The sequence below is a fragment of the Brevundimonas sp. G8 genome (genome assembly GCF_902506205.1).
In the GTDB taxonomy this organism is placed as follows: domain Bacteria; phylum Pseudomonadota; class Alphaproteobacteria; order Caulobacterales; family Caulobacteraceae; genus Brevundimonas.
In genome coordinates, this window is record NZ_LR732816.1 from 1,162,145 (window position 1) to 1,186,730 (window position 24,586).

Annotated in this window: 21 protein-coding genes; 9 read left to right on the forward strand and 12 right to left on the reverse strand. The window is 67.3% G+C overall.

Annotated features, from left to right (window positions below):
• Positions 1–23 precede the first annotated feature (23 nt).
• The gene (locus CHRYSEO8AT_RS05730) at positions 24–806 is read left to right on the forward strand and encodes a phosphatase PAP2 family protein (RefSeq protein WP_236547439.1); all 783 of its coding nucleotides are present in this window, start codon (positions 24–26) and stop codon (positions 804–806) included.
• Between the two features lie 60 nt (positions 807–866).
• A complete protein-coding gene (locus tag CHRYSEO8AT_RS05735) occupies positions 867–2,912 on the forward strand; it encodes an OPT family oligopeptide transporter (protein ID WP_159847539.1) in 2,046 nt (681 codons plus the stop codon).
• Between the two features lie 3 nt (positions 2,913–2,915).
• On the opposite strand, the gene CHRYSEO8AT_RS05740 is transcribed toward CHRYSEO8AT_RS05735, so the two are convergent.
• Both CHRYSEO8AT_RS05740 and ubiG read right to left on the reverse strand, forming a co-directional pair.
• Complete coding sequence (locus tag CHRYSEO8AT_RS05740) at positions 2,916–3,452, reverse strand: AAA family ATPase (RefSeq protein WP_159847542.1); 537 nt, start codon at positions 3,450–3,452, stop codon at positions 2,916–2,918.
• Entirely contained in the window at positions 3,449–4,267 is an 819-nt protein-coding gene (gene ubiG / locus CHRYSEO8AT_RS05745) for a bifunctional 2-polyprenyl-6-hydroxyphenol methylase/3-demethylubiquinol 3-O-methyltransferase UbiG (protein WP_159847545.1), read from the reverse strand. Before ubiG ends, CHRYSEO8AT_RS05740 begins: the two co-directional genes overlap by 4 nt.
• A 56-nt stretch (positions 4,268–4,323) precedes the next feature.
• Here ubiG and CHRYSEO8AT_RS05750 point away from each other — a divergent pair, with 56 nt between their 5' ends.
• The 6 genes from CHRYSEO8AT_RS05750 to CHRYSEO8AT_RS05775 all read left to right on the forward strand — a co-directional run bounded on the left by CHRYSEO8AT_RS05750 (position 4,324) and on the right by CHRYSEO8AT_RS05775 (position 11,457).
• Positions 4,324–5,613 (forward strand): aspartate kinase, encoded by a 1,290-nt coding sequence (locus tag CHRYSEO8AT_RS05750; RefSeq protein ID WP_159847548.1) that lies wholly within the window; start codon positions 4,324–4,326, stop codon positions 5,611–5,613.
• 67 nt (positions 5,614–5,680) lie between these two features.
• Entirely contained in the window at positions 5,681–7,939 is a 2,259-nt protein-coding gene (gene ptsP, locus CHRYSEO8AT_RS05755; protein ID WP_370514227.1) for a phosphoenolpyruvate--protein phosphotransferase, read from the forward strand.
• A 100-nt stretch (positions 7,940–8,039) separates the two neighbouring features.
• Entirely contained in the window at positions 8,040–9,155 is a 1,116-nt protein-coding gene (locus CHRYSEO8AT_RS05760) for a RodZ family helix-turn-helix domain-containing protein (protein WP_236547440.1), read from the forward strand.
• 47 nt (positions 9,156–9,202) lie between these two features.
• Positions 9,203–10,336: a flavodoxin-dependent (E)-4-hydroxy-3-methylbut-2-enyl-diphosphate synthase gene (gene ispG, locus CHRYSEO8AT_RS05765; RefSeq protein ID WP_159847557.1), complete on the forward strand. Its 1,134-nt coding sequence runs from the start codon at positions 9,203–9,205 to the stop codon at positions 10,334–10,336.
• A gap of 129 nt (positions 10,337–10,465) precedes the next feature.
• Positions 10,466–10,927 carry a PEGA domain-containing protein gene (locus CHRYSEO8AT_RS05770; protein ID WP_159847560.1) on the forward strand — a complete coding sequence of 154 codons (462 nt, stop codon included), beginning with the start codon at positions 10,466–10,468 and terminating at the stop codon, positions 10,925–10,927.
• Positions 10,927–11,457, forward strand: a complete 531-nt coding sequence (locus CHRYSEO8AT_RS05775) for a hypothetical protein (RefSeq protein ID WP_159847563.1) — start codon at positions 10,927–10,929, stop codon at positions 11,455–11,457. Before CHRYSEO8AT_RS05770 ends, CHRYSEO8AT_RS05775 begins: the two co-directional genes overlap by 1 nt.
• A gap of 56 nt (positions 11,458–11,513) precedes the next feature.
• Here CHRYSEO8AT_RS05775 and CHRYSEO8AT_RS05780 read toward each other — a convergent pair whose 3' ends face one another.
• The 3 genes from CHRYSEO8AT_RS05780 to CHRYSEO8AT_RS05790 are packed head-to-tail and all read right to left on the reverse strand — an operon-like array spanning position 11,514 to position 13,455.
• Positions 11,514–12,290 carry a sulfite exporter TauE/SafE family protein gene (locus CHRYSEO8AT_RS05780; protein WP_159847566.1) on the reverse strand — a complete coding sequence of 259 codons (777 nt, stop codon included), beginning with the start codon at positions 12,288–12,290 and terminating at the stop codon, positions 11,514–11,516.
• A 34-nt stretch (positions 12,291–12,324) separates the two neighbouring features.
• Positions 12,325–12,765, reverse strand: a complete 441-nt coding sequence (locus CHRYSEO8AT_RS05785) for an Rrf2 family transcriptional regulator (protein ID WP_159847569.1) — start codon at positions 12,763–12,765, stop codon at positions 12,325–12,327.
• A 60-nt stretch (positions 12,766–12,825) separates the two neighbouring features.
• Positions 12,826–13,455, reverse strand: a complete 630-nt coding sequence (locus CHRYSEO8AT_RS05790; protein ID WP_159847572.1) for a response regulator — start codon at positions 13,453–13,455, stop codon at positions 12,826–12,828.
• 194 nt (positions 13,456–13,649) lie between these two features.
• Between CHRYSEO8AT_RS05790 and prfA the strand changes: the two genes are divergently transcribed.
• Entirely contained in the window at positions 13,650–14,717 is a 1,068-nt protein-coding gene (gene prfA / locus CHRYSEO8AT_RS05795) for a peptide chain release factor 1 (protein ID WP_159847574.1), read from the forward strand.
• Here the strand turns inward: prfA and CHRYSEO8AT_RS05800 are convergent, their stop codons facing one another.
• The 7 genes from CHRYSEO8AT_RS05800 to CHRYSEO8AT_RS05830 form a co-directional block, all read right to left on the reverse strand.
• Positions 14,718–15,107 carry a hypothetical protein gene (locus CHRYSEO8AT_RS05800; RefSeq protein ID WP_159847577.1) on the reverse strand — a complete coding sequence of 130 codons (390 nt, stop codon included), beginning with the start codon at positions 15,105–15,107 and terminating at the stop codon, positions 14,718–14,720.
• Positions 15,108–15,220: 113 nt separating this feature from the next.
• Positions 15,221–15,832 (reverse strand): glutathione S-transferase family protein, encoded by a 612-nt coding sequence (locus CHRYSEO8AT_RS05805; protein ID WP_159847580.1) that lies wholly within the window; start codon positions 15,830–15,832, stop codon positions 15,221–15,223.
• A 57-nt stretch (positions 15,833–15,889) separates the two neighbouring features.
• Entirely contained in the window at positions 15,890–17,455 is a 1,566-nt protein-coding gene (gene odhB, locus CHRYSEO8AT_RS05810) for a 2-oxoglutarate dehydrogenase complex dihydrolipoyllysine-residue succinyltransferase (protein WP_159847583.1), read from the reverse strand.
• Between the two features lie 42 nt (positions 17,456–17,497).
• On the reverse strand, positions 17,498–20,512 hold the full coding sequence (locus tag CHRYSEO8AT_RS05815) for a 2-oxoglutarate dehydrogenase E1 component (protein ID WP_159847586.1): 3,015 nt from the start codon (positions 20,510–20,512) through the stop codon (positions 17,498–17,500).
• 221 nt (positions 20,513–20,733) lie between these two features.
• Positions 20,734–21,636 carry a succinate--CoA ligase subunit alpha gene (sucD, locus tag CHRYSEO8AT_RS05820; RefSeq protein ID WP_159847589.1) on the reverse strand — a complete coding sequence of 301 codons (903 nt, stop codon included), beginning with the start codon at positions 21,634–21,636 and terminating at the stop codon, positions 20,734–20,736.
• A 59-nt stretch (positions 21,637–21,695) separates the two neighbouring features.
• Entirely contained in the window at positions 21,696–22,886 is a 1,191-nt protein-coding gene (gene sucC, locus CHRYSEO8AT_RS05825) for an ADP-forming succinate--CoA ligase subunit beta (protein WP_159847592.1), read from the reverse strand.
• An 85-nt stretch (positions 22,887–22,971) separates the two neighbouring features.
• Positions 22,972–24,507: an MFS transporter gene (locus CHRYSEO8AT_RS05830; RefSeq protein ID WP_159847595.1), complete on the reverse strand. Its 1,536-nt coding sequence runs from the start codon at positions 24,505–24,507 to the stop codon at positions 22,972–22,974.
• Positions 24,508–24,586 lie beyond the last annotated feature (79 nt).

Here is a 24,586-nt window from a genome sequence, read left to right on the forward strand (position 1 = left end):
CGTGCGATGATCCGGGGACGATCATGACGGACTTCACCGCAGACGCCGTCCCGCCGACCCTGCGAAAACCTGCCGCCTTTCGATGGCGGATGCGGCTGTCCAGCGAGGAAACGGCCATCCTCGCCGCCGCCGCCATCGTGGGACTGAGCGCCGCCTTCCTGATGTTCCCCGGCATGGACCTGGCGGTCAGCGGCCTGTTCCACCGGACGCGGGACGGCTTCTATCTGGCCGACGATCCCGTGCTGCGCGCCCTGCGCAAGAGCTCGACCCTGGTGATGTCGCTGATGTTGCTGGCGGCGATCGGGCGGTGGATCTGGCGGTTGCTGCGGCGGCGAAAGGCCGATCTGGCCGGGCGGCGGGCCTTGTTCGTGATCTCGGGCCTGGCCCTGGGGCCGGGATTGGTGGTCAATAGCCTGTTCAAGGAACTCTGGGGTCGGGCACGCCCGATCGACGTGCGGCTGTTCGGCGGCGACGACGCCTTCACGGCCGCCTGGCTGCCCAGCACGGCGTGCCAGTCCAACTGTTCCTTCATCTCGGGCGAGGGCGCCGGCGCGGCCTGGATGGTGGCGGCGGCTCTGGTGTTGGCGCCGCGTCGCTGGCGGCCTGTGGCGGGCGGACTGGCCCTGGCCTACGCCATCAGCCTGTCGGCCAACCGCATCGTCTTCGGCGGCCATTTCCTGTCAGACGTGCTGCTGTCCTGGGCCGTGACGGCCTTGGTTTTGGCCCTGCTTTATCGCGGCCTGAAGGTCGCATCGGCGGCCCTTCGCCGGCGCAAGCTCCGTGTCCTGAACATCGCAACCGCCTGAGACCAGTTGCCGCCTGCGACATAATGCGCTTACGTCCGCCGCGAACGTGGGAATTCGCCGATGACAGACGCCGCCGCCGCCCCTAAGGGCCGGCTTGAACTCACCCTTCGCGCCATCGTGCTGGGGGTGCTGCTGGCGGTGGTCTTCACCGCCGCCAACACCTATCTGGGCCTGAAGGTGGGTCTGACCTTCGCCTCGGCCATTCCGGCGGCGGTCATTTCGATGGCCATCCTGCGCGGTTTCCGCACCTCGACCATCTGGGAGAATATGACGGTCCAGACCGTCGCCTCGGTCGGCGGCGCCATGAGTTCGATCATCTTCGTCCTGCCCGGCCTGGTTATGATCGGCTGGTGGCTGGAGTTTCCGTTCTGGGAATCAACGTTGATCTGCATCTTCGGCGGCATCCTTGGGGTGACCTTCTCGATCCCGCTGCGACGCGCCCTGGTGACCAACGGCGGCCTGCCCTACCCCGAAGGCGTCGCCGCCGCCGAGGTGCTGAAGGTCGGCTCGCGCGGCGCGGAACAGACCGAAAGCGCGGTGCGCGAGAACAAGTCCGGCCTGTGGGTCGTTGTCGCCGGCGCCGTGGTGTCGTCCGGTTACGCGCTGCTGGTCGCGGGCCGTGTGTTCGCGGGTGAAGCGGCCAGGTTCTTCAAGCTTCCGGCCGCCCTGGGCGGCGGCGCGACCGGCGTCGGCTTCGGCATGCAGTTCGCCCTGCTGGGCGCCGGGCATCTGATCGGCCTGACGGTCGGCCTGGCCCAGCTGTTCGGTCTGATCCTGGCCTGGGTCATCGCCGTGCCCATCCTGACCAGCCCCGACACCATCGCCTGGCTGACGTCGCACGGCCTGCCGTCGATCGCCGCGAGCCTGCCGGCCGGGACGCCCGCCGAGGAACTGGCCATGACGGTCTGGAGCCGTGAAGTTCGCTTCATGGGCGCCGGCGTCATCGGCGTGGCGGCCATCTGGACCCTGATCAAGCTGGCCGGACCTCTGATTGGCGGCCTGACCTCGGCCCTGGCGGCCCAGTCCAAGCGCTCGCACGGCGAGGTGCTGGAGCGCACGGAACAGGATATTCCCATCAAGATCGTCGGCGCCGTCTCGGTTGCGGCCCTGATCGCCATCGCGGGCCTGCTGACCTGGATCGCCCTGGCCTCGCCGACGCTGGCGGCGTCCGCGCCCCTGCTGGTCATCGGCGGTCTGATCTATGTCGTGCTGATCGGCTTCGCGGTCGCGGCCATCTGCGGCTATATGGCCGGCCTGATCGGGTCGTCGAACAGCCCGGTGTCCGGCGTCGGCATCCTGGCCATCATCGTCGCCTCGCTGCTGATGCTGGGCGTGATGAAGATCGCGGGGGTGCCGGCCGACGGCTCCATCATCGCCTTCGCCCTGATCGTGACGGCCGTGGTGTTCGCGGTCGCCGTCATCGCCAACGACAACCTTCAGGACCTGAAGACCGGCCAGTTGGTCGACGCCACGCCCTGGCGCCAGCAGGTCGCCCTGATCGTCGGCGTCATCGCCGGCGCCCTGGTCATCCCCTTCATCCTGAACAAGCTGAACGGCGCCTTCGGGTTCGAGGGCGGCCCCCCCGGCATCGCCAACGAGCCGCTGGCGGCGCCTCAGGCGACGCTGATCTCGGCCCTGGCGCGTGGCGTCATCGGCGGCGACCTGCGCTGGGACCTGATCGGCCTGGGCGCGGTGATCGGCGTGGTCATCATCGTGCTGGACGCCGTCGTGTCCAAATCGACCAAGGGCAAGATCAAGCTGCCGCCGCTGGCCGTGGGCATCGGCTTCTATCTGCCGGCGGCCGTGACGACGATGCTGGTCATCGGCGCCGTGGTCGGCTGGGTCTACGACAAGGCAGTCAAGACGACCCGGTTCGCCGATGTGGCGCGCCGCATGGGCGTGCTGCTGGCGTCCGGCCTGATCGTGGGCGAGAGCCTGTTCGGCGTCTTCTACGCCAGCGTCATCGTCGGCACGAACAGCGACGCCCCCTTCGCCATGATTCCCGAAGGCTCCGGCTGGCCCGCCATGCTGGCCGGGATCGTCGCCTTCGCGGCGGCGGTATTCGGCCTCTACAGCTGGACGCGCAAACGGGCCGAGAAGGTCTGACGCTTAGACCAGACCGAGATGATCGAGAACGAAGGCGGCCCGCTCTGCGACGGTCGCCTTCGGCATCTCCACCAGCTCATAGCCATAGGTCGGATAGACGGCGGCCATGGCGTCGAAGGTGCGTTTCGCCTCGTCGAAATCCTGACGCCGCTCTGCATCCTGTCCAAAAATCTCGGGCCAGGGCGGGGCGATGAAAACCTTGGGATGATATCGCAGGGCGGCCGCCGCCTGGGACAGGTGATCGGGAATCGGCAGGCCGCACAGGGTCAGATAGCCGATGACGTCCGGCACGCCGCGATCATGAAATACCAGACCTGCGGCTGATCGACTGCGTTCGTGGGCTTCGATGTCATGTTCCAGCATGCGCCGCGCAAACAAGGCGCGGTCTCGCCAAGGCAGGGCCTGGCCATCTTCCGCCTGTTGCCGGCGTATGATTGCGCGCCCGGCTTCGGGTTCGACGGGGTGTCCGGCGTCCGCCAGCGCCTCGATCAGGCTGGTCTTGCCCGAACCGGGCCCACCTGTGATGACGACCCCCGTCATGCGCCCCGCGTGGCGACCATCATGTAGTTGATGCCCGCGTCGTCGGTCTGGCTCCAGCGGTCGTGAAGCGGGTCGTAGTTCAGGCCGTACGGCCCTTCGACCGTAACCGGCTCGGCGGCCAGCATCGCGCGGATCTCTTCGGGCTTGAGGAATTGACGCCAGTCGTGCGTCCCGGCCGGCACCCAGCGCAGGATGTATTCCGCCGCCACCTTGCCCAGGGCCAAAGACTTCAAGGTGCGGTTCAGCGTGGCGACCATCATCACCCCGCCCGGCCGGACCAGGCGCGAACAGGCGCGAACGAAGGCCTCAGGATCGGCGACATGCTCGATCACCTCCATCGTCAGGACTACGTCGAACGGCCCCGCGCCCTCAGCCTCGATCTGTTCGACCGTGGCGGCGCGATAGGCGATGTCCAGCCCGACCATGTCGGCGTGCGCTCGCGCCGTGCCGATATTCTCGGACGAGGCGTCGATGGCGGTGACGGCAAAGCCCATCCGCCGCATCGGCTCGGCGATCAGTCCGCCGCCGCAGCCGACGTCCAGCAGGGTCAGCCCCTCAAAGGGCGCGCGCGCCCTGGGATCGCGGCCAAGGCGGGTGCAAAGCTGGTCGCGGATCAGGGCCAACCGGGCCGGATTGAACCGGTGCAGGGGCGCGAACGGCCCTTTAGCGTCCCACCATTCGGCGGCCTGGGCCGAGAAGCGGGCCACGTCGGCGGGGTCGATCGATGCGCCGAATGCGCCTTCGGGCGAATTTTGCGAAAAACCATGCCCTTCGCGGGGTAGGCGAGACGGTGCGGCGTCGCTAGAAGCGGTCATGACGCGAGGGATGAACCTTCGCGCCCTTTCACGCAAGCAGGGGGCGGAACGCCACGATGACGCGGCCTGATTCTTCACGATCCGATACGACACGACTGGTGATGAAGTTCGGCGGCACCTCGATGGGCGACCTCGAACGCATTCGCCGTGCGGCGCGGATCGTCGCGGCAGAGGTTTCTGCGGGCAAGAAGGTCGCCGTCGTCGTCTCCGCCATGGCGGGCAAGACCAACGAACTGGTCGCCTGGACCGACGGCGCGGGTCCGGCCGGCGCCGGCCTCCCGCTCAGCGACGACGAATACGACGTGGTGGTCGCCTCTGGCGAGCAGGTGACCTCGGGTCTGCTGGCCGCGACCCTGCGCAACATGGGCTTCAACGCCCGCTCGTGGATGGGCTGGCAGGTGCCGATCATCACCGACGACGCCCACGCCCGCGCCCGCATCATCGACATCCCCGGCGAGAAGCTGGGCGAGGCCGTCGATTCTGGCGAGATCGCCATCGTCCCCGGTTTCCAGGGCGTGACGACGGACGGCAAGATCACCACCTTGGGCCGGGGCGGCTCGGACACCTCGGCGGTCGCCGTGGCGGCGGCCCTGGGCGCGCCTTGCGACATCTATACCGACGTGGACGGCGTCTATACGACCGACCCGCGCATCGAGAGCCGCGCGCGCCGCCTGGCCAAGGTGTCCTACGAGGAGATGCTGGAAATGGCGTCGCTGGGGGCCAAGGTGCTGCAGACCCGCTCGGTCGAGCTCGCCATGGCCAAACAGGTGCCGGTGCGCGTGCTGTCTAGCTTTATCGAACCCGACGCGAATGGCGTCATGCCCGACAAGGGTGGAACCCTGATCTGCGACGAGGAGGAGATCGTGGAAAAACGTATCGTGTCCGGTGTGACCATGAGCCGTGACGAGGCCCGCATCACCCTGCTGGGCCTGTCCGACCGCGTGGACGCCCCCGCCGATGTCTTCACGCGTCTGGCCGAGGCCAACGTCAATGTCGACATGATCGTGCAGAGCCAGTCGCGCACGGCCGGCGCGGTCAATCTGACCTTCACAACCGGCCGCCGCGACGCGGTGCGCGCCGCCGAGCTGATGACCGCCGGTCAGGCGCAACTGGGCTTCGAGGAAATCCGCATCGACGAGGACGTGGCCAAGGTCTCGGTCGTCGGCGTCGGCATGCGCAGCCATGCGGGCGTCGCCCAGCTGATGTTCCGGGCCCTGGCCGACAAGGGGGTCAAGTTCCAGGCCATCTCGACCTCGGAAATCAAGATCAGCGTCCTGATCGACGCCGCATACGCCGAACTGGCGGTTAGGGCGCTGCACGCGGCCTATGGGCTGGACGCGGTATAGGTGATCTGAACAGGGCGTCTATATCCACGAAAAGGGCGCGGGAGACATGATGCCGGCAGGCGGCGCGATGACCAGAGGACCTCGGATCCTCCTGCGCCAGATCCGCGAGGCTCTGGGCGGGGCCGGCGCCGGCGCGACGCCGGCGCAGGACCGACTGAACATGGTCGTCAGGATCATCGCCCGGTCGATGGTCGCCGAGGTCTGCTCCATCTATCTGCGTCGCGCCTCGGGCGAGCTTGAGCTTTTCGCCACCGAGGGCCTGAACCCCGACGCCGTCCACAACACCCGCCTGCGGCCCGGCGAGGGCCTGGTCGGCGAAGTGGCGCGCCTGGGCCAGCCGATCAGCCTGTCGGACGCGCCGTCGCATCCGTCGTTCTCCTATCGGCCGGAGACGGGCGAAGATCCTTATCACGCCTTCCTGGGCGCCCCCTTGCTGCGCGGCGGCCGGGCCATCGGCGTGCTGGTCGTCCAGAACCGCACCGAGCGGCGCTATGACGAGGAAGAGGTCGAAGACATCCAGACCATCGCCATGGTCCTGTCCGAGACGGTGTCGTCCGGCGAACTGCTGGCCCTGGACGAACTGCGCGATGTCGAACTGGCGCCCCACCGGCCCGAGAGACTGAAAGGACAGAAGTTCTCGGACGGCCTGGCCTTCGGCCGCGTGGTGCTGCACGAGGCGCCGCTGCCGCCTGAAAAGCTGCTGTCCGAAGACCCGGCGATGGAGGAGGCGCGGCTGAAGCTGGCGCTGGCCACGCTGAAGACCGGCCTGGACGTCATGCTGGACAAGGGCCAGGGCCTGGCTGGTCCTTCGTTCGAGGTGTTGGAAACCTATCGCATGTTCGCCGACGACCGGGGCTGGAACCGGTCGCTGGAAGAGGCGGTGCGTAACGGCCTGACGGCCGAGGCGGCGGTGGACCGGGTGCGCAACGAACACCGCGCCCGCTTCGCCCAGGCGCGCGACCCCTATATCCGCGAACGGCTGCACGACTTCGAGGACCTGGCCAACCGGCTGCTGCGGGTGCTGGCGGGCGACAAGCCGGGCGAGCGCGAACTGCCCGACGACGCCATTCTGGTGGCGAGGAACCTCGGCCCCGCCGACCTGCTGGAATATCCGCGCGACAAGCTGAAGGGCCTGTTGTTGGAGGAAGGCTCGGCCGCCAGCCACGCCGCCATCGTCGCGCGAGCTTTGCAGATCCCGTGCGTCGGGCGCCTGATGGGCCTGCGCGACCGGCTATCGGAAGGCGACATGGTCATCGCCGACGGCGAGACCGGTGAGACCTATCTGCGCCCCCGCCCCGACATGCTGGAGGCCGTGCAGTCGCGCATGGCCGTGCGCGAACAGCGCCAGGCCGAGTTCGCCCAGCTGCGCGACGTGCCCGCCGTCACCCTGGACGGCCAGCGGATCACGGTCCTGACCAATGCAGGCCTGGCGGTCGATCTGGAGAACATGGCCGAGACGGGCGCCGAGGGTATCGGCCTGTTCCGCACCGAGTTCCAGTTCATGGTCTCGGACGAACTGCCCCGGCTGAACGCCCAGACGGCGCTCTACAAGCTGGTGCTGGACGCGGCCGGCGACAAACCCGTCACCTTCCGCACCCTGGACATCGGCGGCGACAAGGTCCTGCCCTATCTGGAGGCCGAGCGCGAAGAGAACCCGGCCCTGGGCCGGCGCGCCATCCGCCTGGGCCTGGACCGGCCGTCGCTGCTGCGGATGCAGCTTCGTGCGCTGCTGGCGGCGGGGGCGGGGCGCGAGCTGCGGGTCATGTTCCCGATGATCGCGACGGTGGACGAGTTCCGGGCGGCGCGCGAACTGGTCGATATCGAATGCGCCTGGGCCAAGCGTCGCGGGCGCGCCCTGCCGGCCCTGCTGCGCGTGGGGGCCATGGTCGAATGCCCGTCGCTGTTGTGGCACCTGGACGCGCTTCTGCCGCTGACGGACTTCGTCTCCATCGGCACCAATGACCTGTTCCAATATATGTACGCCGCCGACCGGACCAATCCGCTGGTCTCGGACCGCTACGATCCGTTGTCGCCGCCGACCCTGCGCGCGCTCCAGACCATCCAAAAGGCCTGCGCCGACACCGGCACGCCAGTGTCGATCTGCGGCGAGCTGGCGGGTCGACCGCTGGAGGCCTTCGCCCTGATCACCCTGGGCTTCACGCGCCTGTCGGCGCCGGCGGGCGGGGTCGGGCCGGTCAAGCGGATGATCCTGTCGGCGGACCTGACCGCGGCGCGACGCGGCATGTCCAACCTGCTGAACCTGTCCACCGGCTCGGTGCGCAACGAGATCGAGTCCCTGGCGCGCAAGCTGAACGTCGCAGTCTGATTCCGACGGTAGTGGCAGGCCACGCGCGGCGTTGCTGGCAAGCCCGCAATCGTCTATCTCCGGCGACATAGACGGCGCTCGGGCGCAGTATTTCCCGAACATGGGGTCAGGCGTAATGGCGCTGAATGCGGGGGCCGCCCCCGACGCGATCAAGACCATTTCGGACGGGCAGGATCCGGCGGCCGCCTTCACCGACGCCGCGACCCTGGGCGAGGGCCTGCGCGCCGCGCGCGAGCGGTCGGGCAAGTCCCTGGCCGAGCTGGCCGCCGAGACCAAGGTGCATCGCCGCTTTCTGACCGCGCTGGAGCAGAGCGACTGGTCGTCCCTGCCCTCGCGCGTCTTCGCCCTGGGCTATGTGCGCGCCTACGCCTCGGCGCTGTCGGTGGACGAGCAGTCGGCGGTCGAGCGGTTCAAGCGCGAAAGCCCCGACACCTCGGTGCCGCTGAAGGCGCCCATCGGCATCGCCTTCGAGGACGTGAAACGCCATTCGCCGCGCATCGTCGCCGGCGTCGTCGCCGTGGTGGTCGCCGTCATCGGCTGGAACGTGTTCCAGCGCGCCAGCCTGCACCAGGTCGCCCACCCTTCCGACATCGCCGCCGTGCCCAAGACCTGGGCGAAGGGCGACGATCCCGATCCGCAGGTGGCTCTGAGCGCGCCCTTGGCCGCGCCGCCCGACCAGACGACGCCCGAGCTCTACATCACGCGCGGGCTTGAGGCCGAACTGACGGGGGTCGATCCGACCGATCCGGCCGCGATCGCCGCCGCCGCCAATCCCGAGCCGGTACAGAAGGCCTTCAACCCGCGCGGCGCCGTCTATGGCGCCTCCGCCAACGCCTCCATGGTGGTGATCCAGGCCAAGACGGCCGGCGCTCTGGTCGTGCGGCTGGGCGATGGTCAGGCCCTGTTCGCACGCCAAATGGCGCCGGGCGAAGCCTGGCGCGCGCCGATCGGCGTGGCGGCGACGGTGGACGTGTCCGACCCGGCCGCCTTCGACCTCTATCTGAACGGGGAATACGGCGGGTCGCTGGCCGGGGTGCTGACGCCCCTGGCCCAGTTGAACAGCCGCGCCGACCAGGCCGCGCGGGCGTTGGCGGCGACCCAGGCGCGCGCCCAGGTCCAGGCCCAGGCGGCTCAGGCCCGAGCCCAGACGCAGGCCCAGACGCCACCTTCCGCGACCCCCGCCGCCCCGACCCCGACGCCCACGACGCCGAACTGATCGTCGGCCGTGGTCCCGCCGTCATCATCGGCCTATATGATCCTTCCATGAGCGATCACTCTCACATCCGACCCTGGCGCCATATCGAGCGCCGCAAGAGCCGCCAGATCCGCGTGGGCTCCGTCCTGGTAGGCGGCGACGCTCCGATCAGCGTCCAGTCGATGACGAATACGCCGACCACCGATGCGGCGGCGACGGTCGACCAGATCCGCCAGTTGGAAGAGGCCGGCGCCGACATCGTGCGCGTCTCCTGCCCCGACGTGGAATCGACCCAGGCCTTCAAGACCATCGCCCGCGAGGCCAAGGTCCCCTTGGTCGCCGACATCCATTTCCACTACAAGCGCGGCATCGAGGCGGCCGAGGCGGGCGCCGCCTGCCTGCGCATCAATCCGGGCAATATCGGTTCGGCCGACCGCGTCCGCGACGTGATCCAGGCCGCCAAGGACAACGGCTGTTCGATGCGGATCGGCGTCAATGCCGGCAGCCTGGAAAAGGAGCTGCTGGAAAAATACGGCGAGCCCTGCCCCGACGCCATGGTCGAGAGCGCGCTGAACCACGCCCGGATTCTTCAGGATCACGATTTCCACGAGTTCAAGATCTCGGTGAAGGCGTCCGACCCCTTCCTGACCGTCGCCGCCTATCAACAACTGGCAGAGGTCATCGACTGCCCCCTGCACCTGGGCGTGACCGAGGCCGGGCCGCTGCGCACCGGCACCATCAAGTCGGCCATCGGCATGGGCAATATGCTGTGGGCCGGCATCGGCGACACCATCCGCGTGTCGCTGGCCGCCGATCCGGTCGAGGAGATCAAGGTCGGGTTCGACATCCTGAAGTCTCTGGGCCTGCGGCACCGGGGCGTGAACATCATCGCCTGCCCGTCCTGCGCCCGTCAGGGATTCAACGTCATCGAGACGGTGGCGGTGCTGGAAGAGAAACTGGCCCATATCTCGACGCCGATGAGCCTGTCAGTCATCGGCTGCGTCGTGAACGGACCGGGCGAGGCCCTCTACACCGACGTCGGTTTCACTGGCGGCGGCAAGGGCGCGGGCATGATCTATCTGAACGGCAAGATCGCCCACAAACAGGCCAACGACGGCATGATCGACCACATCGTCGATCTTGTGGAGCAGAAGGCCGCCGAACTGGACGCGGCGCGGGCACCGCTGGAAGCGGCAGAATAGGCCTGCGGCGCCTCGCCGCACCCTCGCTTTCAAACTTCACCGTTCCGTGATTGACGCTCGATAATGAAAGTGCAACCTAGGCTATAGGCCCGCCTGGGGAGGCCGGACCCTATTTCATCGAGGGTTTCCATGATTTCCAAGACTGTCGCGCGCTTTGGCGCGCGTGCGTTCACGCTGGTCGGCGTGGCGCTTTCCCTGCCCGCGTGTGCGACCATGACACGCGGCACGACGCAGGAGTTCACCGTCGAGAGCACGCCACCCGGCGCTCAGGCCAGCACGTCGAACGGTTTCGAGTGCGCGGCGACGCCCTGCACCTTCCGCATGTCGCGCAAGGACGCGTTCAACATCACCGTGTCCAAGGAGGGCTATGTCTCGCAGACCCACGAGGTGACCAGCAGCATGTCCGGCGCCGGCGGCGCGGCCTTGGCTGGAAACGTTCTGGTCGGCGGCCTGATCGGCGGAGCCGTCGACGCCTCATCCGGGGCCTTGAATGACCTGAAGCCCAATCCGCTGACCGTCGTCCTGCTCACGCCCGCCGAGGAAGCGGCGGCCGCCCGCGCGCCCGCCGCAACTTCGGCTGGCGGCGAATGATGATCCGCCGCATCGCAGCCGCTGGCCTGGTCGCCGCCCTGATGGGCGTCGCGGCCTGCGCCACGCCGTCCAACCCCGCCATGATGACCTTGGCGGCGACCCCGGGCCTGACGGCCTCAGCGGGGGACCTGGGCTATCGCTCGGTAACCAGCGTGACGGTTTCCGGAGGTCAGAGCACCAACCCGCTGTGGACCTCACAGGTCTCGAATGCGGACTTCAAGACCGCGCTCGAAGGCTCGTTGGCCGCAGCCGGCTATATGGGAAGCGAAGGCCAACCCATGACCGTCTCGGCGTCGCTGATCAACCTGAAGCAGCCGCTGGCCGGCTTCGACATGACGGTCACCAGCCAGGTTCGCTACACGGTCGCTCGTGGCGAACGCACCGTCTTCGACGAAACGGTCGGTGCGACCGGAACGGCGACGATGGGTCAGGCCCTCGTTGCAGGCGAACGTCTTCGCATGGCTAACGAGGCGGCGATCCGCGAGAACATCAAGGAATTCCTGACCCGCTTCCGCGCCCGCGCTCGCTGAGCCGTAGGACAGGATAAAGAAGAGGCGGCGGGTTCGTACCGCCGCCTCTTTTCGTTTCAGATCACGTTGAACAGCCGCAGGGCCTGATAGCCGGCGGACAGAAGCACCACGGCGCCGACGCCGTAGGTCAGCACGCGACGCGGAGCGATGCGGGCGATGATGCCGGCGAAGGGCGCGGCGATCAGGCCGCCGATGATCAGGCCCAGCACCGCCATGGCGTGGGTGGAGAAGCCCTCGGCCTCCTGCCAGTGGCCCGTCAGCAGGGCGACCAGGAAGGTGGCGGAAATGGCCGAGGTGACGAAGAACTCGGCCGTATTGGTGGTGCCGATCGAGGCGCGCGGGTCCTGCCCCGTGCCGACCAGGGTGGTGGTGACCGTAGGGCCCCAACCGCCGCCGCCCACCGCATCGAAGAAGCCGCCGACCAGGCCCAGAGGCCCGGCGAACTTGCGCGGGAAGATTCGCTCGCGCGTCTGGCGGGTGGCGCGCCAGATGATCACCAAACCCATGACGGCCAGATAGGCGGTGATGAACGGCCGGATCACGTCGCCGTCGATGCTGGTCAGGACGAAGGCCCCGATGCTTCCGCCCACGACCCCGCCAAGGGCCAGGGGCACGAACAGCTTCCAGTTCACGTTCTTGTTGACCGTGTGCGATCCGGCCGACGCCGCCGTGGTGAAGACCTCGGCCGCATGGACGCTGGCCGACGCCGTCGCAGGCGGCACGCCGAACGACAGCAGCACGGTCGAGGATATGACGCCATAGGCCATGCCCAGCGCCCCATCCACGATCTGGGCCAGGAAACCGACGAGGAGAAAGAGGAGAAAATCTTGCATGGGCGGCCCCTGAAACGCGGACGAACGGTGCGGTTTATTTCCCTAGTCGGTCAATAGGAGAAGAATTGGCGGCGGCTTGCAGAAGGGTTCGTCCCTCGAACACCGCCGCGATGGCGTCGCGCCCGTCCTGAAGCACGGGTTGAAGAGGACAGGTCTCTACATCCGGGCAGGTCTCGCACGGGCCATAGGCGGTGCGAGAGGCGCAAGGCGCGAGAGCCAGCGGTCCTTCCAGCGCGCGGATGACGTCGGCGAAGCTGATGGCGTCGGCCGGGGCCGCCAGCGCGTAGCCGCCCGCCCTGCCCCGTTTCGACACCAAAAGATGCTGGCGTCGCAGGTCCAGCAGGATGGCCTCCAGAAACTTGCGCGGGGCCGCCGCCGCCTCGGCGATCTCGGCGATGGTGGCCGGTCCCCCGCCCGGAAGACCGGCCAGATGGACCATGGCGCGCAGGGCGTAGCGGGACCGGTTCGACAGCATGGTCCGTGATCGCCCGACCGGACGCCGGACGCAAGACGCCGTTCGCCGGTGCGGACGATCTCAGGCCGTGCGCCCCAGACGGGCCACGGCCTCAAGGATCTGGGCGCCGTTGTAGGGTTTCAGCACCAGGGCCTCGGCCATGTCGGCGTTTCGGGCAGCGGCGGCGACATCGCCGGAGATGAAGATCACCCGCACGTCCCAACGTCCGGTCAGCACCTGGGCCAGTTCAACCCCGGTCATCTCGCCCGACAGATTGATGTCCAGCAGGGCCGCGTCGAGGCTGTGCAGCGCCGCCGCCGCCTCGGCCGCCGCCGCGCTGTGGAAGGGGCCGACGACGCTGTGGCCCGCCTCGGTCAACAGCTCGGTCAGGGAGGCGGCGGCGTCGGGATCGTCCTCGACCACCAGCAAGGTCAGGGCCTCGACATCGGTCGGCGGCGTGGCGTCCAGCGGCGCCTGACGCGTGACGACGGCGCGCAGGTCGCGCCAGACCTCGGTCGAGGGGCGGTCGGTGTCCAGATCATAGATGGCGGCCATGGCGTTCAGCTCCCGGGCGTCTTCAGGTGAGAGGTCCCCGCCGGTCTCGGCCAGGCGGGTATCGTACAGGCGGCAAAGGCGTTCGACGCTGTCGGCGACAGGGTCGGTGTCGAATTGAGCCGTATCGGGTTTAGATAGGGGCGGGCGATCGAACATGCGTCCTCCTCACGATTGCTCATGGCCAGCTAAGCGGTTGAACCCCTCTTCGTAACCGCCTCTGACGCCATCGTGACCGTGGCGTTATCGCCGATCACAAGCGCGGCGCCCGGTCGGTGAGACGGCTTGCAATCGACACGACCGCCCCCGGCGGGTAAGGACGGCCCCTTGCGTTTCCTCAGGATATTTCCGTCTTGCGACTGCCCCAGGCCCGTCTCGATCAGGTGCTCGACCGCTTCCACGAAGTCGAAGCGCGCATGGGCGCGGTCACCGACGGCGCCGAGATCGTGCGCCTGTCCAAGGAACATGCCGAACTGAAGCCCGTGGCCGACGCGGTTCAGGGCCTGGCCCGCGCCCGCGCCGAGATGGCGGACCTGGAAGCCATGACGGCCGACCCCGAAATGGCGGCGATGGCGCAGGACGAGCTGCAGATCCTGAGTGAAACCCTGCCGGGCCTGGAACGCGAGGTGGCCCTGCTGCTGGCCCCGCGCGACGCCGACGAGAACGCCTCGGCCGTGCTGGAAGTGCGCGCCGGCACCGGCGGCGACGAGGCGGCTCTTTTCGCCGGCGACCTGTTCCGCATGTACTCCCGCTACGCCTCCACGCGCGGCTGGAGGATCGAGTTGGATTCGGCGACCGAGGGCGACGCTGGCGGCTACAAGGAAATCATCGCCACGGTCACCGGCGACGGCGTGTTCGGCCGGCTGAAGTTCGAGAGCGGCGTCCACCGGGTGCAGCGCGTGCCGACGACCGAGTCGCAGGGGCGCATCCACACCTCGGCGGCGACGGTCGCGGTCCTGCCCGAGGTCGAGGACGTCGAGATCGAAATCCACGACAAGGACATCCGCATCGACACCTTCCGCGCCTCCGGCTCGGGCGGTCAGCACGTCAATACGACCGATTCCGCCGTGCGCATCACCCACCTGCCCACCGGCATCATGGTGACCTCGTCGGAGAAGTCCCAGCACGTCAACCGAGACAAGGCGATGAAGAACCTGCGCGTGCGCCTGTACGACATGCAGCGCCAGGCCAAGGACCTGGCCCGGTCCGATACGCGCAAGTCCCAGGTCGGATCGGGCGACCGGTCGGAACGGATCCGCACCTACAACTATCCGCAAGGCCGGGTCAGCGATCACCGCATCAACCTGACCCTGCACAGCCTGGCCCAGATCATGGAAGGCGACATCGACCCCCTGCTGAACGCCCTGATCGCCGAGGATCAGGCCGCGCGCCTGGCGGACCTGGAAGCCGAGTTCGGCTGATCAGCCCAGCACGCCGGCGACCGGCAGCCACAGCACCAGGCCGGTGACGGCGGTGTAGCCCAGGAAGGCGTGGACCGAGCGCCGGCGGCCGGCGGCGGCGGGATCGTTCAGATCGGAACGGTTGGCCCACAACAGATAGGCTGCCTGGATGCCCCATCCCGCCAGGAAGGCGACGACCGCCCAGGCGCTGAGCGCCGCAAGCGCCGCGCCGGACGCCAGGACCAGCACCCCGCCCAAGGCGATAACCCCGTCAGCGACCTGATCATTGGTCGGAACGGAGATCAGGCCGGACAAGGCCCGTTGCAGACGCCAGTTGAGCCAAGCCTGATACATAAGCATCAGTCCGCCCAAGACGTAGAACACCCCGATCGCGCGTGCAGCCCACTCCATGGCAGGAATAAGGCACCATTTTCGGCCGTTGTAATCGCCGAAAATGCAGGGCGATTCGAAACCTTAACGACCGGCGCAAAATAGACACAACCGATGGTATCCCACCGCGCCCGCTACCCCTCGGCGGCCAGGGCCCGGATAACAGCGGGCCGGGCCTGCATCCGTTCGAAATGGGCCTGGACCTTGGGGAAGTCGGCGATGTCGACGCCGTCGCTGTCCAGCCAGGCCGCGAAGGTGAAAAGATAGGGGTCCGCGACCGTATAGGCGTCGCCCATGACCCAGTCGCCGTTCAGACCGCCTTCGATCAAGGCGAAGCCATCGCGCATGTTCTGCGTCACCTTGGCCGCCATGGAGGACTGGGCGGCGGCATCGTCGCTCCAGCGCGAGGCGCGACGGCCGTGGGCGTGGGCCACATGGATCGTGGTGGCCAGATAGAGGTTGAAGGCCTGCATCCGCGCGAATGCGAACGGATCGACCGGCGCCAACAAGCCCGCAGGGGCGAGCGCGGCGATGTAGGCGAGGATCGCCGGGCTTTCGGTCAGCACGCCCTGATCGGTCGCCAGGGCGGGGACGCGTCCCTTCGGATTGATCGCCAGAAACGCCGGCTGGCGTTGGTCCGCCTTGGCGAAATCGATCAGGCGGATGTCGAAGTCCAGGCCGGACTCTTCCAGCGCGATGTGGCTGGCGCGGCTGCACGAGCCGGGAGAGGTATGGAGGGTCAGCATGTTCAAACCTCTGATCAAAGAAAAAGGCGGCGAGATCGTCGCCGCCTTTCAGGGTCTTTACAGGTCCAACAGGGCCCGCGCCGGATCTTCCAGCAGTTCCTTGACCCGAACCAGGAAGGTCACGGCTTCCTTGCCGTCCACGATGCGGTGATCGTAGCTGAGGGCCAGGTACATCATCGGGCGGATCTTGACCTCGCCGTTGATGGCCATCGGGCGCTGGACGATGTTGTGCATGCCCAGGATGCCCGACTGTGGCGCATTCAGGATCGGCGTGGACATCAGCGAGCCGTAGGTGCCGCCGTTGGTGATGGTGAAGGTGCCGCCCTGCATCTGATCCATAGTCAGGGCGCCGTCACGTGCGGCCTTGCCCAGGGCGCCGATGCCCTTTTCGATCCCGGCGAGGGTCAGGGTGTCGGCGTCGCGCAGGACCGGAACCACCAGGCCCTTGTCGGTGCCAACGGCGACGCCGATGTCATAGTGGTTCTTGTAGATGATGTCGGTGCCGTCGATCTCGGCGTTGACGGCCGGGATCTCGTGCAGGGCCGCGACGACGGCCTTGGTGAAGAAGGACATGAAGCCCAGCTTCACGCCGTGACGCTTCTCGAACACGTCCTTGTACTGGGCGCGCAGAGCCATGACGTTGGTCATGTCCACCTCGTTGAAGGTGGTCAGCTGGGCGGCCGTGTTCTGCGATTCCTTCAGGCGACGGGCGATGGTCTGACGCAGGCGCGTCATCTTGACCCGCTCTTCGCGCGGCTGGTCGGCGCGCGGGGCGGCAGGCGCAGCAGCGGCGGCCGGAGCCGAAACGGCGGCCTGACCAATGGCGGCGATGGCGTCGGCCTTGGTGATGTTGCCCTTCGGACCCGTGGCGGCGATGGCCTTCGGATCCAGATTGTTCTCGCCCACGACGCGCTGGACGGCGGGCGACAGGGTTTCGTTCTTGGCGCCTGAGACTTGGGCCGAGCCGGTGTTGGCCGGGGCGGCGGCAGGGGCTGGAGCGGCAACAGCAGCAGCAGCTGGGGCAGCGGCGGCGGCGCCCGAGCCCGAGATCGAGCCGATCTTCTGGTTCGGGGTAACTGTCGCGCCTTCGTCGGCGGCGATGGTCAGGACGCCGTCAGCCGGGGCCGACACCTCGACCGCGACCTTGTCGGTCTCGATCTCGACCAGCAGTTCGTCCTTCTTGACCGTGTCGCCGTTCTTCTTGACCCACTTGCCCACCGAGCCTTCGGCGACGCTTTCGCCCATGACCGGGACCATGATGTCGATCGCTGTTTCAGCGGCGGGCGCGGCGGGCGGAGCCGCAGCAGCGGGGGCCGACTTGGTCTCGGCCTTGGCGGCCGGTGCGGCCTTTGCCTGAGCGGGGGCGGAAGCCGGAGCGGCGGCGGACGCGCCCTCGGTCACCGACCCCAGGATCGTGCCGGGAACGACGTTGTCGCCCTCGGCCGCCTTGATGTCGCCCAGCACGCCGTCGGCGGGCGAGACGACTTCCAGCGAGACCTTGTCGGTTTCCAGCTCGACCAGCAGCTCGTCCTTCTTGACCGGGTCGCCGACCTTCTTGGTCCACTTCGCGATGGTGGCTTCGGTGACGGATTCACCGAGGGCGGGGGTCAGGATGTCGGCCATGTCAGGTCCAGCTCGTCTCTAGGTCGGTCTTTTATACGTGTATCAGGCGAAGGCTTCGGTCGTGAAGGTGTCGAGTTCCTTCAGGTGCCGGCTCATCAAACCGGCGGCGGTCGAGGCGGAACCCGGCCGTCCGATATAGCGGGCGCGCTTGGAGGCGACGTCCAGCTTGTCGAGCGTCAGCTCCAGCCACGGATCGACGAAGGTCCAGCCGCCCATGTTCTTGGGCTCTTCCTGGCACCAGACCACTTCCGCCTTGGGGAAGCGGGCCAGTTCCTTGCGCAGGGACTGGATCGGCCACGGATAGAACTGTTCCAGACGCAGGATGTAGACATCGTCCACGGCCTGGCCGTCCTTGGCCTTCTTCTCGCGCGCGTCCAGCAGGTCGTAATAGACCTTGCCCGAGCACAGGATGACCCGGCGGATATCCTTGTCCGCCTTGATCGTGATCCCGGCGATCTCGGGACGCGTCTGGGCGTCGTCGTGCAACAGGCGGTGGAAGGCCGAACCCTCCGCCAGGTCCGCCATCGACGAGACCGCCTTCTTGTGACGCAGCAAGGACTTGGGCGTCATCAGGATCAGCGGCTTGCGGAACGGCCGGTGCATCTGGCGACGCAGGATGTGGTAGTAGTTGGCCGGGGTCGTGCAGTTGGCGACCTGCATATTGTCTTCGGCGCACTGTTGCAGGAAGCGCTCCAGACGGGCCGAGGAGTGCTCCGGTCCCTGGCCCTCATAGCCGTGGGGCAACAGCATGGTCAGGCCGCTCATACGCAGCCACTTGCGTTCGCCCGAACTGATGAACTGGTCGATCACCACCTGGGCGCCGTTCACAAAGTCGCCGAACTGGGCTTCCCACATGACCAGCGTATTGGGGTCGGCCAGCGAGTAGCCGTACTCGAAGCCCAGCACCGCCTCTTCCGACAGGGCCGAGTCGATGACCTCGAAATTGGCCTGGCCTTCGCGCAGGTTGTTCAGCGGGATGTAACGCTCTTCGGTCGTCTGATCGATGATGCCCGAGTGACGCTGCGAGAAGGTGCCGCGCACCGAATCCTGGCCCGACAGGCGGATCGGGAAGCCTTCGTCGACCAGGGTGGCGAAGGCCAGGCTCTCGGCCGTGGCCCAGTCCAGACCCTGGCCCGAGGTGATGGCTTCGCGGCGACCGTCGATGACGCGCTTCAGCGTCTTGTGCATGTCGACGTTGTTGGGGATGGTGGTCAGGCGGTGACCCAGGTCGGTCAGCTTGGCCAGCGGCACGGCGGTGTCGCCGCGCAGCTCGGCGTTCGGCGCCTGGAAGCCCTGCCATTGTCCGTCCAGCCAGTCGGCCTTCTCGGCGGACCAGGTCTTGCCGGCCTCGAACTGTTCGTCGAGGAACGTGTCGAACCGCTCAAGCTCGGCGTCCACCTCGGCCTGGGTGATCACGCCTTCGGCGACCAGACGCTGCGAATACAGTTCGCGGGTCGAGGGCTGGGCGCGGATCTTTGAATACATCAGCGGCTGGGTGAAGGTGGGATCGTCGCCTTCGTTGTGGCCGAAGCGGCGGTAGCAGAACATGTCCACCACCACGTCCTTCTTGAACTTCTGGCGGTATTCGGTGGCCACCTTGGAGGCGAAGACGACCGCTTCGGGGTCGTCGCCGTTGACGTGGAAGATCGGCGCCTGGACCATCAGGGCGACATCCGACGGATAGGGCGACGAACGCGAGTTGCGCGGGCTGGTGGTGAAGCCGATCTGGTTGTTGATGACGAAGTGAAGCGTGCCGCCGGTGCGGTAACCCTTCAGCCCCATCAGGGCGAAACATTCGGCGACCACGCCCTGGCCGGCGAAGGCGGCGTCGCCGTGGATCAGCAGCGGCACGACCTTGGAACGGTCCAGCGCCCATTGGCCCTCGGGCACGCCCTCATTGGCTTCACGGATGTCGAACGCCTGTTTGGCGCGCGCCTTGCCCAGGACGACCGGGTTGACGATTTCCAGGTGCGACGGGTTGGCGGTCAGCGACAGATGGACGTGGTTGCCGTCAAACTCGCGGTTCGACGAGGCGCCCATGTGATATTTGACGTCGCCCGAGCCCTCGATGTCGCTCGGCACGGCCGAACCACCCTGGAACTCGTGGAAGATGACCTTGTAGGGCTTGCCCATCACGGCGGCGAGCACGTTCAGGCGGCCACGGTGGGCCATGCCGAGAACGACCTCGTCCACGCCCAGCGAACCGCCGCGCTTGATGACCTGCTCCAGCGCCGGGACCATGGCCTCGCCGCCGTCCAGACCGAACCGCTTGGTGCCGGGGAAACGCTTGTGCAGGAAGCGTTCGAAGCCTTCGGCCTCAACCAGCTTGGACAGGATGGCCAGCTTGCCTTCCTTGGAGAAGGCGTTCTGCTCGAACTTGTCAGGCCCCTCGAACCGCTGCTGCAGCCAGGACTTCTCTTCCGGCTCGGCGATATGCATGAACTGGATGCCGACCGTGCCGCAGTAGGTGCGCTTCAGGATATCCAGAACTTCGCGGATCGTGCCGGTCTGCAGACCCAGCACGCCGTCCAGGAAGATCGGGCGATCCAGATCGGCCCCGCTGAAGCCGTAGAATTCCGGCGTCAGTTCCGGGTTCTCGACCGGCTGTTCGATGCCCAGCGGGTCCAGCTTGGCCTGCAGATGACCGCGCACGCGGTAGCTGCGGATCAGCATCAGGGCGCGGATGGAATCATGGGCGGCGGCGCGGATCACGTCGGCCGAGACATCTGCGGGCGCAGCCTTGGCGGCGGCCGGCGCGGGCGCAGCGTCGGGCTTCTTGGGATCGGGTTTCGGCGCCGGCCAGCGGCCGTCGAACACGCCAGTCTCCTCGGTGGGTTCGGTCGCCGTACCACGGCCCCAGCCGCCGGCCTCGGCGGAGGCGGTCACCAGCGCGGCGTTGTCGCGCAGCTGGTCGAAGAAGGCTTTCCATTCCGCCGAGACGGAGCCGGGGTCCTTGGCCCACTTCTCCTGCAGCTCCTCCACATAGGCCGCATTGGACCCGTAGAGGAATGAGGTCTCGGCAAAGACCTGGTTCAGCCGACCGGCATCGTCCGCCATCGTTTCGCAATCCCTGGGCCCGACGGACACATCTCCGTGAGGGGCGCGCCCGTCATATAGGCGTCGTTTCCTTATGGGTCATGACCGAAACGGGGCAATTCGGTGAGAAATTGGTCGCAGGCCCAAAGAAAAACGCCCCCGGCCTGAGCCGAGGGCGTCCATTCCAGCCGAGAACGGCATTTTTCTTCTCCCTCCCCGTTTCGGGGAAGTCGTAGCGGGTCTTAACCCTTCAGGACTTCGACCAGGGTCTTGCCCAGGCGAGCGGGCGATTCCGACATGCGGATACCGGCGGCTTCCATGGCGGCGATCTTGGATTCCGCATCGCCCTTGCCGCCTGAGACGACGGCGCCGGCGTGGCCCATGGTGCGGCCCTTGGGCGCCGTACGTCCGGCGATGAAGCCGGCCATCGGCTTCTTGCGGCCCTTCTTGGCTTCGTCGATCAGGAACTGGGCGGCGTCTTCTTCGGCGCCGCCGCCGATCTCGCCGATCATGATGATCGAGGTGGTTTCATCGTCGGCCAGGAACAGCTCCAGCACGTCGATGAACTCGGTGCCCTTGACCGGGTCGCCGCCGATGCCGACAGCCGTGGTCTGGCCCAGGCCTTCGTTGGTGGTCTGGAACACGGCTTCATAGGTCAGGGTGCCCGAACGCGACACGATGCCGACCGAGCCCTTCTTGAAGATATTGCCCGGCATGATGCCGATCTTGCACTCGTCCGGCGTCAGGATGCCGGGGCAGTTCGGACCCAGCAGGCGCGACTTCGAGCCTTCCAGACGGCGCTTGACGTTGACCATGTCCAGCACCGGGATGCCTTCGGTGATGCAGGTGATGAAGGGGATCTCGGCGTCGATGGCTTCGATGATGGCGGCGGCCGCGCCCGACGGCGGGACATAGATCACCGAGGCGTCGGCGCCCGTGGCGTCACGGGCTTCGGCGACCGAGGCGTAGATCGGCAGGCTTTCGCCGTGCGAGCCGGTCCAGCTGGTCCCGCCCTTGGTCGGGTGCACGCCGGCGACCATCTGGGTGCCGTGATAGGCCAGGGCCTGTTCGGTGTGGAAGCCGCCGGTCTTGCCGGTCAGGCCCTGGACGATGATCTTGGTGTCTTTGTTGACGAGGATGGACATGGGTCTATCGATCTCTGGAATGTGTCAGTCAGCAGGGCGGTGGCGGTGAGGCGATAGCCTCAGCCGACCGCCGCGACGATCTTCTGGGCGGCGTCGTCGAGGTCGTCGGCGGCCGTGATGGCCAGGCCCGACTCGTTGAGGATTTTCTTGCCCAGTTCGGCGTTGGTGCCTTCCAGACGCACGACCAGCGGCACCTTCAGACCGACTTCCTTCACCGCGGCGACGACGCCCTCGGCGATGACGTCGCACTTCATGATGCCGCCGAATATGTTGACCAGGATGCCCTGGACGTTCGGGTCGGCGGTGATGATCTTGAAGGCCGCAGCGACCTTCTCCTTGCCGGCGCCGCCGCCGACGTCGCAGAAGTTGGCCGGTTCTTTACCGTACAGCTTGATGATGTCCATCGTCGCCATGGCCAGGCCCGCGCCGTTGACCATGCAGCCGATGTTGCCGTCCAGCGAGACGTAGGCCAGGTCCCACTTGGACGCTTCGATCTCCTTGGCGTCTTCCTCGGTCTCGTCGCGCAGGGCCTTCATGTCGTCGTGGCGGAACAGGGCGTTGCCGTCGAAGCTGACCTTGGCGTCCAGGACGCGCAGATGGCCGTCCTTCATGACGATCAGGGGGTTCACCTCCAGCATGTCCATGTCCTTCTCGACGAAGGCCTTGTACAGCGCAGGGAACAGCGACTTGGCGTCTTCGGCGGCGGCGCCCGTCAGGCCGTAGGCGGCGGTGATGGCGGCGACGTCGGCGTCGGTCACGCCCGCGCTGGGGTCGATGACGATGTTCTGGATCTTCTCGGGCGTGTCGTGGGCGACGGTTTCGATGTCCATGCCGCCTTCGGTCGAGATGACGAAGGCGATGCGGCCATAGGCGCGGTCGACCAGCAACGAGCAGTACAGTTCACGATCGATGTCGGCGCCGTCCTCGATATAGAGGCGGTTGACCTGCTTGCCGGCGTCGCCGGTCTGGGCGGTGACGAGTGTATTGCCCAGCATCTCCTTGGCGTGGGCGACGGCTTCCTCGACCGAGAAAGCCAGGCGGACGCCGCCCTTGGCGTCGGCCGGCAGTTCCTTGAACTTGCCCTTGCCGCGTCCGCCGGCGTGGATCTGCGACTTCACGACATAGAGCGGGCCGGGCAGGGATCTGGCGGCCGCCTCCACCTGATCGACCGACGTCACTGCGACGCCTTCGGCGACGGGGGCGCCGAAACCTTTGAGGACCTGCTTGGCCTGATATTCGTGGATGTTCATGAGGGACCGTCGCAACCGCTGCTGGGAGAGTTGCGGGGCTTATAGGCCCCACCCCTTCGCAGGTGCAACCGTCCACAGCCTGCCTTTAGTCGACCCAGTCCTTCTTGAGGGTGCGTGACGCGCCGATCAGCAGGATCGCCGCCAGCACATAGAAGCCCATGCCGGTGTAGATGGCCCAGCGCAGGCTCTCCTCGCCGAAGCGCGGCGCCAACAGGTCGCTCATCCAGCCGAAATAGTAGAAGCCGACCGCGATCCCGAGCAGATTGTTCAGCAGCAGGAACAGGGCCGAGGCCGTGGAGCGCATGGCCGCCGGCACCAGATGCTGGACCGCCGCCGTGATCGGACCCAGCCAGGCCAGGTTCAGTCCGGTCGGCAACAGGAAGATCAGGAAGGCCAGGGTCAGCTGCTGCACATGGCTGCCGCCGCCGGGCAGGACCAGGCCGATCAACCAGGGCGAATTCATCGCCAGGATGAAGCACGGCGCCGAAATCAGGAAGGCGATGGCGGGCGTCAGCGGATAGGCGCCCTTGCCCTTCTTCGACAGCTTGTCGGCGATCATGCCGCCCAGCCAGATGCCCAGGACGCCGCCGATCAGGGCGATGCCGGAATAGTAGATGCTGGTCTGGCGCAGGGTCAGGTCGAAGCTGCGCATGAAGAACAGGGGCAGCCAGCCGGCGACGCCGTAACCGCACACCGACGACGAGGCCGCACCCAGGCCCAGCAGCCAGAAGCTGGGCTTGCGGATCACGACCGACGCCGTGCGACGCGCGATCATCAGCGAGATGCCGATCACCACCGCCAGCAGGCCGCCGAACGCCAGCACCAGGGGATTGCCCAGCGACGTGCCCATCAGCCAGCTCAAGCCCCCAAGGATTAGAAGGCCCGCGCCCAGCCCCAGCATGACCTGGGCGGCGATCTTGCCGGCCCGGTCCGTGCCGACGGGTGCGGCCGCCAAGGCCGCGACCTGGGCCGGGGTCTTGACCGCATCGGTTCCACCGCGCCTGGGATCGCGGACCGTCAGTCGCAGCAACGGCGCGACCAGCACACCCAGCAGGCCGACGACGATAAAGGCCGTGCGCCAGCCGTAGGTCGCCGCCAGCAGGCCGCCGACCAGGGTGCCCGCCGCCATGCCCAAGGGAATGCCGAAGGCGAAGGCCGCCATGGCCCGCGCCCGTTGATGCGGCGGGAAATAGTCGGCGATCAGCGAATAGGCCGGGGCCACGCCCCCCGCCTCGCCGATGCCCACGCCCATCCGGCACAGGAACAGCTGCCCGAACGAGCCCGCCATGCCGCACAGGGCGGTGAAGCCCGACCAGACGGCCAGGGCGCCGGTCATGATCCAGACCCGACTGTAGCGATCCGCCATCCAGGCCAGGGGAATGGCCAATGTCGAATAGACCGAGGCGAAGGCGATGCCGCCCAACAGGCCGAACTGGCTGTCGGACATGCCGAACTCTTCCTTCAGCGGCGCGGCCAGGATGCCGATGATCTGGCGATCCAGGAAGTTCAGCATGTAGATCAGGATCAGGACCGCCAGCACATAGTAGCGATAGCCGGGCCGCTCCGGGCGCACCCCACCCTCGACCGCCTTGTCCTCGACCGTCCGCGTATCCGTCGTCATCGGCGTTTCCCTCGGCATTTTCTTTTTTGTTGAGGCGAGCCTAGCCGCAACTCTGCTCCCTGCAAACAAAAGGGCGGCG

What these genes read in the sequence shown, in the direction of transcription:
- CHRYSEO8AT_RS05760 (WP_236547440.1), top strand. Translation starts at nt 8,040, where the DNA reads ATGGGGTCAGGCGTAATGGCGCTGAATGCGGGGGCCGCCCCCGACGCG.
- CHRYSEO8AT_RS05730 (WP_236547439.1), top strand. Translation starts at nt 24, where the DNA reads ATGACGGACTTCACCGCAGACGCCGTCCCGCCGACCCTGCGAAAACCT.
- CHRYSEO8AT_RS05735 (WP_159847539.1), top strand. Translation starts at nt 867, where the DNA reads ATGACAGACGCCGCCGCCGCCCCTAAGGGCCGGCTTGAACTCACCCTT.
- CHRYSEO8AT_RS05790 (WP_159847572.1), bottom strand. Translation starts at nt 13,455, where the DNA reads ATGTTCGATCGCCCGCCCCTATCTAAACCCGATACGGCTCAATTCGAC.
- sucC (WP_159847592.1), bottom strand. Translation starts at nt 22,886, where the DNA reads ATGAACATCCACGAATATCAGGCCAAGCAGGTCCTCAAAGGTTTCGGC.
- CHRYSEO8AT_RS05770 (WP_159847560.1), top strand. Translation starts at nt 10,466, where the DNA reads ATGATTTCCAAGACTGTCGCGCGCTTTGGCGCGCGTGCGTTCACGCTG.
- sucD (WP_159847589.1), bottom strand. Translation starts at nt 21,636, where the DNA reads ATGTCCATCCTCGTCAACAAAGACACCAAGATCATCGTCCAGGGCCTG.
- CHRYSEO8AT_RS05830 (WP_159847595.1), bottom strand. Translation starts at nt 24,507, where the DNA reads ATGACGACGGATACGCGGACGGTCGAGGACAAGGCGGTCGAGGGTGGG.
- CHRYSEO8AT_RS05805 (WP_159847580.1), bottom strand. Translation starts at nt 15,832, where the DNA reads ATGCTGACCCTCCATACCTCTCCCGGCTCGTGCAGCCGCGCCAGCCAC.
- CHRYSEO8AT_RS05785 (WP_159847569.1), bottom strand. Translation starts at nt 12,765, where the DNA reads ATGCTGTCGAACCGGTCCCGCTACGCCCTGCGCGCCATGGTCCATCTG.
- ptsP (WP_370514227.1), top strand. Translation starts at nt 5,681, where the DNA reads ATGACCAGAGGACCTCGGATCCTCCTGCGCCAGATCCGCGAGGCTCTG.
- ubiG (WP_159847545.1), bottom strand. Translation starts at nt 4,267, where the DNA reads ATGACCGCTTCTAGCGACGCCGCACCGTCTCGCCTACCCCGCGAAGGG.
- CHRYSEO8AT_RS05775 (WP_159847563.1), top strand. Translation starts at nt 10,927, where the DNA reads ATGATCCGCCGCATCGCAGCCGCTGGCCTGGTCGCCGCCCTGATGGGC.
- CHRYSEO8AT_RS05740 (WP_159847542.1), bottom strand. Translation starts at nt 3,452, where the DNA reads ATGACGGGGGTCGTCATCACAGGTGGGCCCGGTTCGGGCAAGACCAGC.
- ispG (WP_159847557.1), top strand. Translation starts at nt 9,203, where the DNA reads ATGAGCGATCACTCTCACATCCGACCCTGGCGCCATATCGAGCGCCGC.
- CHRYSEO8AT_RS05815 (WP_159847586.1), bottom strand. Translation starts at nt 20,512, where the DNA reads ATGGCGGACGATGCCGGTCGGCTGAACCAGGTCTTTGCCGAGACCTCA.
- CHRYSEO8AT_RS05750 (WP_159847548.1), top strand. Translation starts at nt 4,324, where the DNA reads ATGACGCGGCCTGATTCTTCACGATCCGATACGACACGACTGGTGATG.
- CHRYSEO8AT_RS05780 (WP_159847566.1), bottom strand. Translation starts at nt 12,290, where the DNA reads ATGCAAGATTTTCTCCTCTTTCTCCTCGTCGGTTTCCTGGCCCAGATC.
- odhB (WP_159847583.1), bottom strand. Translation starts at nt 17,455, where the DNA reads ATGGCCGACATCCTGACCCCCGCCCTCGGTGAATCCGTCACCGAAGCC.
- CHRYSEO8AT_RS05800 (WP_159847577.1), bottom strand. Translation starts at nt 15,107, where the DNA reads ATGGAGTGGGCTGCACGCGCGATCGGGGTGTTCTACGTCTTGGGCGGA.